Source organism: Vibrio profundi (genome assembly GCF_005281835.1).
GTDB lineage: Bacteria > Pseudomonadota > Gammaproteobacteria > Enterobacterales > Vibrionaceae > Vibrio > Vibrio profundi.
In genome coordinates, this window is sequence record NZ_RZIS01000001.1 from 528743 (window position 1) to 538340 (window position 9598).

The window sequence follows — 9598 nt, forward strand, 5'->3', positions numbered from 1 at the left end:
TCTTAGCTATTGTTTAGGCGAGCGCTTTTTTCATTTGCTCAGCGACTTTGTCGACTTTACCTAATCCAATGATAACTTGAAGTCCGCCTTTACCAACTGGTACAACACCAGCGGCACCGAGCTTCTTAAGTTGTTCACTGTCAGCGGCACTAGAGTCCTTCACACTCAAACGTAGGCGAGTGATACAGTTATCGACTTCTAGGATGTTATCCGCACCGCCAACTGCTTCGATGTAGTTGTTGGCTAAATTAGTCAATGCTTCAGGCGTCTCAGACTCTTTCTCGCTTTCCATCTCTTCTCCACGTCCTGGTGTACGTAAGTTGAACTTGATAATCGCGAAGCGGAATACCGCGTAGTATAGAGCGAAGAACACAACACCTTGAACAAGTAGCATGTACCAGTTAACAGCAAGTGGATTCTGACTAGATAGTACTAGGTCAACGAAGCCTGCCGAGAAGCCGAAGCCTGCCATCCATTCCATGCTTGCCGCAATGTATAGAGACAAGCCCGTTAGAATCGCGTGCAGTAAGAACAGTAGTGGCGCTAGGAACATAAAGCTAAATTCTAGCGGCTCAGTGATGCCCGTGAAGAAAGAAGCCATTGCCGCCGCAAGCATGATTGCGAAGACTTGGTTCTTATTTTTTGCATCTGAGCAGTGATACATAGCAAGTGCTGCAGCAGGTAGACCAAACATCATGATTGGGAAGAATCCAGCTTGGTACATGCCTGTTTTACCAGGAATACCAGTACCGTTAGCGATAGATTGAGCGCCGCCTAAGAAGTTCGGAATGTCGTTGATTCCCACTACGTCAAACCAGAAAACAGGGTAAAGCGCGTGGTGCATACCCACAGATAAGAATAAGCGGTTAAAGAAACCGAATAGGCCAGCACCAACTGCGCCCATGCTCTCTAGCTTAATACCAAGTTGAATAAGTGCGTCGTACACAGCAGGCCATACGTACAGTAGAGCGAATGACAACGCCATACCTGCAATTGACGTTAGGATAGGGACTAGACGCTTACCGCTGAAGAACGCGAGTGCTTGAGGCAGTTCTACAGTTGAGTAGCGGTTGTAGATTTCAGCAGAAATAATACCGATGATAATACCGATGAATTGGTTGCTGATCTTACCAAATGCAGCAGGTACTTCACTTTGTTCAACACCGATAAGTTGAGCAACAGATCCCGGAGCCAGTAGTGTCGTTACAACAAGGAACATGACAAAGCCAGACAATGCGGCTGAACCATTTTTGTCTCGGCTTAATCCAAATGCGACACCAACCGCAAATAAAACGGCCATATTATCGATGATTGCTGCACCGGATTTAATTAAGAAAGCGGCAAGGATACTTTCAGAACCCCAACCAACTGGATCTAGCCAATAGCCGACACCCATTAGAATTGCTGCCGCAGGCAATGTGGCAACAGGCACCATTAGTGCTTTACCCACCTTCTGCATGTAACCAAGTATATTCATGTATACCCCTAATATTCGATTAATTATTTTAATGTGCTAGTGTCATTCATACTTAGTCATTGATAGAACGCACTAGCAATTTAAGAATCTGTACATATTAGAAACTTATTTATCGGTGCAAACAAACGAAATGGGTAGTACTATGAATTAAAATTTTTAATGGATACCGAGTTATGGCTAATCAGCAATTGTTACTTCGTAATCTGCATACATTTAATGTCGCAGCGAAAACTATGAGCTTTACGCTTGCGGCGCAGGAACTGCATTTAACGCAAGGGGCGGTGAGTCATCGGATTAAAGTTTTGGAAAATGAGCTAGGGTTTAGCCTTTTTGTGAGAGGCACCAGAAAGCTTGAGCTAACCAGTGAGGGATACCGGTTTCACTCGACGCTATCGAAGTCGCTGCATAACATCTTCTCGGAAATCGATGATATTAACGCATCAGAAATGACCGGGGAGATCAATATTGCTGCCTCGACCGGTTTTACTAACGGTTGGCTGTTACCTAGATTGGCGGATTTTAAAGCGAAGTATCCAAATTTTAACGTCAATCTATTTGGTTATATGGAACAGCAAGAGTTTCATCATAATAACATCGACATCGCGGTTTACTTTGGTACCGAACAGCAGACCAATGTTTATCGTCAGCGTTTGTTTGGGGAGCAATACATTCCAATCTGTACACCAAAATACGCCAAGCAATTACGGATTTATGAAGACGGACTGGAGTCATTAAAGCGAGTCAACTTTATTCATGCGTTAGGCTCAGATGCGTGGCAGCGTTGGATGGCGCATATGAACTTGGATGTTAATATATTCAAACACTTCTACTGTGTTAGCCACCGAGAGATGGGCTTTTTGGGGGCGAGCCATGACTTAGGCGTCGCAATGGGTCGCTATCACTTCGTGAAAGATCAGATTGAATCAGGAGAGCTCGTCACGCCGTACCCGAGTATGGAAACTACCTCAGGTTATGATTTGTTATGCCCGCTGGGAACGGAAAATCGTCCGAAAATACGAACCTTCATTAACTGGATTGAAGGGCAGTTAGAGTAGTAGTTAGTTAATTTAGCAATTAAATAGTTCAAAACAGAATTTATAATTATTATAACCATCAATCATAATAAAGCCTGATTATAAGGAAATAGAGAATAACAGGCTTGTCAATGAAAGTGATGCTAGTGCTAGCAGTAGTGATACAAATCGTAGTGGCGATTCAGAGTGAAGGTCTGGCTCGTTCGCTTGCTGAGCTTACTGCATTCTTGTTAGTTGCAGCGCTTGTTGTTCATCACAAACAAGCGGCGAAGCCTATCGCTGAAGCCGCTACCAAGTCGTAATTGGGTCTTAACTTAACGTCAACCATGCTAGCGAGCCTGAAGAAATCAACAGCCACATAGTAGTACCAAATATTAAGGGTTTTGGCCCTGCCTGCTTCAACTTCTCCATCGAAATCCCACACCCAATCAAGAATAAGCACACCACTAAAGCTCGCTTAGACACGCTAAAAATTCCGCTGTATAACGTTTCAAATTGTGGCAGAGCATCACTCACAAATATCGCAAGGCAATAGAATAAGATGAAGTAGGGAATAGAGGTTTTTTTACTTTCACTTTTGAAAATCACTGCACTTAGTAAAGCGATAGGAATAATCCACAAAGCGCGAGCGAGCTTAAGTGTTGTCGCCGTTGTCAGTGCTTCTTCTCCGTAGGCTGAAGCTGCGCCAACTACAGAAGACGTATCGTGGATAGCAATCGCAGCCCAAGTCCCAAAAGTGTGCTGGTCGAGCTCTAAAGCGTGACCGATTACTGGGAACACAAACAGTGCGATGGAATTAAGAACAAAAACGGTGGCCAGTGCCAGGCCGATTTGCTCATCATTGGCTTTTATCGCGGGAGCAACGGCGGCAATCGCACTACCGCCGCAAATTGCGGTTCCTGAAGAGATTAAATAGCCAGTCGTCCGGTCTAGCCCCATTCGTTTGGCGAGAAGCCAACCGAAACATAAGGTTCCAATGATGGTGGTAATAATTAAGCCGATACCATCACTGGTAACCGATAATGCTTGTTGAAACTGAATACCAAAGCCCAAGCCTACAATAGAGTACGCCAAAAGCTTTTTAGTGAGCTTACCAATGGCGAGCTCTTTAGGAACGAGCCCTAAACTTGCTAATAGAAAACCGATCACCAGCGCCGTAGGAGACGTTACCCAAGGGGTTAGGCAAAATAGTGCAGCTAGAGTAAAAGGCGCGGTTTGTTTGATATTCATTATTATTTTAGTTATTTGAAAGATACTTAATAGTGTACAGGCAACGACGTTGCCCGTAAGTCTAAATCACTTGAACATGCGTTCAGAAAAATTTAACGCATGTCGCCACGGAGCGCTTTTACGGATTCCCGCATGAGTTCTGTAGATGCCAAATGTGCAGGCACTGGATCTCCGGCTTCAATTTCTAACTTAGTCCAAAATCGGCTCGGTAAACCTTTACAGGCTTTGCCTTTATGACGGCTGAAATAGCTACCCCATAGACCTTTAAGTGACATAGGGATCACAGGAACAGGCGAGCGGCGAATAATAATATCCATACCACGCATGAATGGGCCAACTTCGCCGTCAGATGTGAGTTTACCTTCAGGGAAAATACAAACGATATGCCCTTCTTCAAGCGCTTGTTCGACGTCGTTGAATGCGCGGCGAATAGACTTTCTATTGGTCGCTGAAATTGGAATCACTCCAGCTCGTTTTAAGAAGCGTCTGAGAGGGGGGAGGTTTGCGTAATCTTCTTCCATAACAAAGCGAATCAAGCGAGGACAAACAGCACTGAGTAATAATGCATCCATGTAGCTCACGTGATTACAAACGATCAGCGCACCGCCTTTTTCGGGTAAATGGTGAAGGTTTTTATGCGTTACTCGGTACATGGTGTGAGTGACAACCCACATTAAAAATCTCACGGCAAAGATCGGAACTTGATAAAACAAGTAAGCGACAACTAGAGCATTAAGTACCGCGAGTAAAAGGAATAGCTGAGGTATCGATAACTCCAACACGGTTAGGCATACAATGCCTAAAATCGCGCTTCCTACCATAAATAGTGAGTTGTAGATATTTAGGGCTGCAATAACCTGAGCGCGCTCATTCACTTTGGCTCTTTGTTGCATTAATGCATAGAGCGGCACGATGAAAACGCCACCAGATGCCCCTAGCAATAGTAAATAGGTGAACAGAGGCCATAGCTCAGAGTAGCTGACAAATTCTTGAAATGATGAGAATTGTGGAAGCGCTTCAGGGATTGATATTGCCATGAGCCCACCAAAGATAGAGATGCCTAAGCTACCAATCGGTACGATACCAATTTCAATTCTATGATTTGATAACTTGTCACACGCTAAAGAGCCCACTGCGATACCAATGGAAAACAATGCGAGTAAGAAAGAAACAGCACCTTCGCTACCGTTTAGGTGCAATTTGGTGAAGTTTGGGAATTGGGTAAGGTAAGCGGCACCTAAGAACCAAAACCAACTTATCGCCATTAATGCTTGGAAAATCGTTCTGTCTTGTTTCGCGATGGCTAGAGTATTGCGAGTTAGCTTAATAGGTTGCCAGCTAACTTTAATATTTGGCGCACATGCTTCGGCCTTTGGGATATGACGGCTAGATAAATAACCTAGCACTGCAAAAATGATCACGCTGCCAGCAGCCACGTATTTTGCATTATCGGCAGAGGCGATAAAGCCAGCTCCTAGTGTACCTAATAGAATCGCGAGGAAAGTGCCCGTTTCGACTAACGCGTTACCAGGAACGAGCTCTTTTTCTTTTAACTGCTGGGGTAACAGGGCGTATTTTACTGGCCCAAAAAAGGCACTTTGCGTCCCCATTAAGAATAACAGAAGCAGTAACACACCATAGCTTTCAAAAATAAACCCAATGGCGCCAAGGCACATGATGGCAATTTCTACTAACTTGACCTTGCGGATAAACCAAGACTTTTCGTATTTATCAGCTAAAACACCAGCGGTCGCCGAAAACAAGAAGAAAGGTAGAATGAATAAACCTGCTGCGAGGTTTATGAATAAGTTGCTAGATATAGGTAACGATTCGACGCTTGCGAAAGCGACGAATAGTAGTAGGACATTTTTGAAAATATTGTCATTAAAGGCGCCAAAAAACTGGGTAATGAAATATGGGAGGAACCTTTTTTGAGTTAACAGCGAGGTTTGGCTGTCGTGCGACATTATTTTTACCTTAGGCAGACCAATTGGTTAAGTAACTTGAGATTAGATTATTGATCAGTTCTTTACCATCAATAGGTTCAGAAGAGAAAAATTTGTCGTCTACGCTCAGTAACGTAATACCGTGTACCCCAGACCATAAGACGCGGCTTGCTTTCAGAACATCTGAATCTGAACGTTCAGGAGCTAACGTTGATAATAAACCTTCTAGCATGCCTGTCATGCCGTCGATACGTTTGGCTTGCCATTCTGGTAGGGTTTCGCCATTCATATTGTGTTCGAAGATTAGCTGCCATCGGTGAGGGTGTTTCAGCGCGAAGTCATGGTAACAATAAGCTAAATTGAAAAGAGCTTCTCTAGGGTTAGAAGATTCGTGCATTACTGCTGCCGCTTCTTCAGAGAGTTCATCGAGAGTTTGTGCTACGGCGTGTAATAGCAGCAAGTTGTAGTTGCCGAATACGTTTACTAAGGTACTAGGTACATAGCCAATCATGTTAGCAACTTTTCGCAAGCTTAATTCATGGTAGGAATGCTCATCTAAGAACGTTTTTACCGTTTCTAAAGTAAGCTGAATTAATTGCTCTCGTGTATGATCGTTTCTGCGTGCCATGAGTAACTCTTATAAATGAACATCGTTCAATATTTTAAGCCTGACGTGTATTAGCGTCAACTACTTAACTTGTTATTGAGTGTTATATCGAATGGGATCAGCAATATTCTGATACATGTGTATGCAATGTGAATATTTCATTGTTCATTGTTAACGAGTATGATTAGACGGTCGCATAGAACAACCTCTACAAAGGATAACAATGAAACGATTTTTCTCGCTAGTCGCAATACTGATGGTATCAGTTGCGGTTACACCAATCGCGGAAGCGAAAAAGTTTGGTGGTGGTAAGTCTTTTGGCAAAAGTTTCAAAACGGCTCCAGCTCCAAAACAACAGAATCAAAATACCAACACAATCAAACAAGACCAAGCTGGTAAAACGGGCGCACAAAGCTCTAGCAAGAAAGGCCTAATGGGTGGCTTACTTGGTGGTCTGCTTGCTGGTGGTCTTTTAGCTGCATTCTTCGGTGGCGCATTTGAAGGTATCCAGTTTATGGATATTCTAATCATGGGTCTGATTGCATTTTTAGCGTTTAAGTTCCTACGTAAAATGCTGGGGGCTAAGCACGGTTCAATGAATCAGCATCAGCAGCAACAACCTGCTTTTGGCGGTATGAACCAGAACAAATTTGAGCAACCTCAACAGCCAAATAATGCGAATGTTCATAACTTTGAGCAATCTGGTAGTGCAGGCGGCTTTGGTGGTTTCGGTGCACAAAGCGATATCCCGCATAACTACCCACCAGGGTTTGATCAAGCTGCGTTCATTAATGGTTCTCGTGAACACTACCGTACACTGCAAGGTGCATGGAACCACAACGAGTTAAATACCATTGAAGAGTATGTTTCTCCAAGCTTGTTTGAAGATCTTAAAGCTGAGCGTGCGAAGCTAGAAGGCGAGCAACACACAGACGTAATGTACGTTGATGCAGAAATTGTACGTGCTGACTACGATGCGAATAAAGCTCAGTTAAGCCTACAGTTTAGTGGTCGTTACCGCGATTCTGCTGAAGGTGTTGAAGAAGATATTGAAGATATCTGGCACCTAGAGCGCGACCTAACAGAGCCTAACGCTCCTTGGTTGATTGTTGGTATTCAAGGTTAATCACCAACTACACTGCTCAATTTAGTCATTGAAATAAAACGCCTATCGAGTATTCGATAGGCGTTTTTGTATTTATAGGATTGTTATTTCTTCAAATAGAATCATGACAAATAATTGGAATGATTAGAAACAAATGTAACCATGGTAATAACGAAAAGTGTCATTAATGGCCTATATTTGTCATTAAGTGATACATAATGATCGGCTTGTTGTGGATGAAGGAAATATACTTTTCTTAACTTAACAACAGGAGCGCAATTATGAAAACACTAGGACCGACGGTTTTACTTTTAGGTTCATGCATCACTTTTTCTACTCAAGCTTTAGAGCTGAATAGTGAAGATATTCAGGAAGGCCACCCGATGGCCAAAACGTTTGAATACTCAGGGTGGGGCTGTGAGGGAGGAAATGTGTCTCCTCAGCTAATGTGGAACGATGCTCCAAAAGGAACAAAAAGTTATGCGATCACTGCTTACGATCCGGATGCCCCAACAGAAAGTGGTTTTTGGCACTGGATAGCCTTTGATATTCCGGTATCCACAGCCTCATTACCGCGAGGTGTCGATATCAAAAAGCTTGGCGGAAAAGAGACTCGCATCGATTATGGATCTACCGGGTTTGGTGGTGCCTGCCCTCCAAAAGGAGACGGCATGCATCGCTATCAATTCACACTGTGGGCTTTACCTACAGATAAACTTGGCTTGGAAGAAAATACGCCAGCAGCAGTCGTTGGTTTTACCTTGAATCAGCTAGCATTGGATAAAGTGACTTTAACCGCGACCTATACACGTTAGCCAATAGAGGGAGAATGATGAACCATCAGTATCAAGTGAATGTTTTTCGAGCAGAACAATTGCAGAAGCTGCGTAATGTGAGGATTCATTCTCCTAGTATTATTCAGATCATTTCGGGCAGTAAACGACTTTATTGGCGAGAGTCGACGATTGACTTTTCATCATCCCAATTATTGCTTTGTGAAGCTTCAGCTTCGTTGACGTTTGAAAACTTGCCGCAAAATGGACGTTTTATGTCGAGGATGTTTAGCTTTCACTATTTTCCATGTGAGTCGATGTTGGAATTAAGTTTGAGCAATGCATCTGATACACGCACTTTGTTGGTAAGCAAGGACGATACAACCGATGAGATACTCAAAGCTTTGCTTTCGTTTAACCTAGATAGTATGAGTAAAGACACTCAAGTTTTCTGGTTAAAAGGGCTCTATCAAAATTTAGCTGAAAGAGGTGTGCTGCATCTTTTGTTTCCAAGTAGCAACATTACTTTTAGCCAAAGGTTGAGTCATTATCTGTCAAAATCACCGAGTGATGATCATCCGTTGGAAGAGACTGCTGGGCAATTTGCGATGAGTCGAGCGACATTGATTCGAAAACTCAAGCAGGAAGGGACTCAATATCGAGAAGTACTTGCGGAAGTTCGGCTGAGTCATGCTTTGTCTCTGATGCAAAGTGGCTGTCATAACGTTGCTGCGCTTGCCAAATCATGTGGTTATCAATCAGAAGGACGCTTTAGTTTGCGCTTTAAAGGGAAGTTTGGAGTTACCCCTAGGCATTACATTCAAACGTTCAGTGGTTAGAAGTGAGAACGCACGATTGCTTTGAACTACTGCGCTTCATGAGTACGTAAGAGGGATAAATTGTTTGAAGCGATAATCGTTGATTTGAAACGAAAAAGCCAACTCAATGAGTTGGCTTTTTGATGATCCCTAAAAGGAGAATATGGTGGAGGGGGACGGATTCGAACCATCGAAGGCGGAGCCGGCAGATTTACAGTCTGCTCCCTTTGGCCACTCGGGAACCCCTCCAGGGGTTTTCCTATCTAAAATAGGCTTGAATGAAGTTTTCCCAACGATTCACTCAAGGTTTCTCATTACTCTATTGAGTAAGAGAGAATATGGTGGAGGGGGACGGATTCGAACCATCGAAGGCGGAGCCGGCAGATTTACAGTCTGCTCCCTTTGGCCACTCGGGAACCCCTCCAGGGTTTTCCTATCTAAAATAGGCTTGAATGAAGTTTTCCCAACGATTCACTCAAGGTTTCTCATTACTCTATTGAGTAAGAGAGAATATGGTGGAGGGGGACGGATTCGAACCATCGAAGGCGGAGCCGGCAGATTTACAGTCTGCTCCCTTTGGCCACTCGGGAACCCCTCCAGGGTTTTTC

Annotated in this window: 9 protein-coding genes and 3 tRNA genes; 5 read left to right on the forward strand and 7 right to left on the reverse strand. The window is 43.6% G+C overall.

The window, feature by feature from the left end:
* Window positions 1-13: 13 nt before the first annotated feature.
* The gene (gene nagE / locus ELZ11_RS02470; RefSeq protein ID WP_208746685.1) at window positions 14-1459 is read right to left on the reverse strand and encodes an N-acetylglucosamine-specific PTS transporter subunit IIBC; all 1446 of its coding nucleotides are present in this window, start codon (window positions 1457-1459) and stop codon (window positions 14-16) included.
* A gap of 191 nt (window positions 1460-1650) precedes the next feature.
* Here nagE and ELZ11_RS02475 point away from each other — a divergent pair, with 191 nt between their 5' ends.
* Together ELZ11_RS02475 and ELZ11_RS23720 are read left to right on the forward strand one after the other, a co-directional pair.
* The gene (locus tag ELZ11_RS02475; protein WP_137355785.1) at window positions 1651-2532 is read left to right on the forward strand and encodes a LysR substrate-binding domain-containing protein; all 882 of its coding nucleotides are present in this window, start codon (window positions 1651-1653) and stop codon (window positions 2530-2532) included.
* Window positions 2533-2642: 110 nt separating this feature from the next.
* On the forward strand, window positions 2643-2813 hold the full coding sequence (locus tag ELZ11_RS23720; protein ID WP_167494611.1) for a hypothetical protein: 171 nt from the start codon (window positions 2643-2645) through the stop codon (window positions 2811-2813).
* Window positions 2814-2820: 7 nt separating this feature from the next.
* Here the strand turns inward: ELZ11_RS23720 and ELZ11_RS02480 are convergent, their stop codons facing one another.
* The 3 genes from ELZ11_RS02480 to ELZ11_RS02490 form a co-directional block, all read right to left on the reverse strand.
* A complete protein-coding gene (locus tag ELZ11_RS02480) occupies window positions 2821-3741 on the reverse strand; it encodes a YeiH family protein (RefSeq protein ID WP_137355786.1) in 921 nt (306 codons plus the stop codon).
* A gap of 92 nt (window positions 3742-3833) precedes the next feature.
* A complete protein-coding gene (locus ELZ11_RS02485) occupies window positions 3834-5708 on the reverse strand; it encodes an MFS transporter (protein WP_137355787.1) in 1875 nt (624 codons plus the stop codon).
* A gap of 10 nt (window positions 5709-5718) precedes the next feature.
* A complete protein-coding gene (locus ELZ11_RS02490) occupies window positions 5719-6315 on the reverse strand; it encodes a TetR/AcrR family transcriptional regulator (RefSeq protein ID WP_137355788.1) in 597 nt (198 codons plus the stop codon).
* A gap of 202 nt (window positions 6316-6517) precedes the next feature.
* Between ELZ11_RS02490 and ELZ11_RS02495 the strand changes: the two genes are divergently transcribed.
* From ELZ11_RS02495 to ELZ11_RS02505, 3 genes are all read left to right on the forward strand, one after another.
* Window positions 6518-7420: a Tim44 domain-containing protein gene (locus ELZ11_RS02495; protein WP_137355789.1), complete on the forward strand. Its 903-nt coding sequence runs from the start codon at window positions 6518-6520 to the stop codon at window positions 7418-7420.
* A 260-nt stretch (window positions 7421-7680) separates the two neighbouring features.
* On the forward strand, window positions 7681-8214 hold the full coding sequence (locus tag ELZ11_RS02500) for a YbhB/YbcL family Raf kinase inhibitor-like protein (RefSeq protein ID WP_137355790.1): 534 nt from the start codon (window positions 7681-7683) through the stop codon (window positions 8212-8214).
* 17 nt (window positions 8215-8231) lie between these two features.
* Window positions 8232-9011, forward strand: coding sequence for a helix-turn-helix transcriptional regulator (locus ELZ11_RS02505; protein ID WP_137356248.1), 780 nt, complete (start codon window positions 8232-8234; stop codon window positions 9009-9011).
* Between the two features lie 143 nt (window positions 9012-9154).
* Here ELZ11_RS02505 and ELZ11_RS02510 read toward each other — a convergent pair.
* From ELZ11_RS02510 to ELZ11_RS02520, 3 genes are all read right to left on the reverse strand, one after another.
* Window positions 9155-9239: transfer RNA gene (locus tag ELZ11_RS02510), tRNA-Tyr, on the reverse strand.
* 90 nt (window positions 9240-9329) lie between these two features.
* A tRNA-Tyr gene (locus ELZ11_RS02515) sits at window positions 9330-9414 on the reverse strand.
* Between the two features lie 89 nt (window positions 9415-9503).
* Window positions 9504-9588, reverse strand: a tRNA-Tyr gene (locus tag ELZ11_RS02520).
* Window positions 9589-9598: the final 10 nt, after the last annotated feature.

Coding starts and splice junctions, on each gene's coding strand:
- nagE (WP_208746685.1), bottom strand. CDS start 1,459: ATGCAGAAGGTGGGTAAAGCACTAATGGTGCCTGTTGCCACATTGCCT.
- ELZ11_RS02475 (WP_137355785.1), top strand. CDS start 1,651: ATGGCTAATCAGCAATTGTTACTTCGTAATCTGCATACATTTAATGTC.
- ELZ11_RS23720 (WP_167494611.1), top strand. CDS start 2,643: ATGAAAGTGATGCTAGTGCTAGCAGTAGTGATACAAATCGTAGTGGCG.
- ELZ11_RS02480 (WP_137355786.1), bottom strand. CDS start 3,741: ATGAATATCAAACAAACCGCGCCTTTTACTCTAGCTGCACTATTTTGC.
- ELZ11_RS02485 (WP_137355787.1), bottom strand. CDS start 5,708: ATGTCGCACGACAGCCAAACCTCGCTGTTAACTCAAAAAAGGTTCCTC.
- ELZ11_RS02490 (WP_137355788.1), bottom strand. CDS start 6,315: ATGGCACGCAGAAACGATCATACACGAGAGCAATTAATTCAGCTTACT.
- ELZ11_RS02495 (WP_137355789.1), top strand. CDS start 6,518: ATGAAACGATTTTTCTCGCTAGTCGCAATACTGATGGTATCAGTTGCG.
- ELZ11_RS02500 (WP_137355790.1), top strand. CDS start 7,681: ATGAAAACACTAGGACCGACGGTTTTACTTTTAGGTTCATGCATCACT.
- ELZ11_RS02505 (WP_137356248.1), top strand. CDS start 8,232: ATGAACCATCAGTATCAAGTGAATGTTTTTCGAGCAGAACAATTGCAG.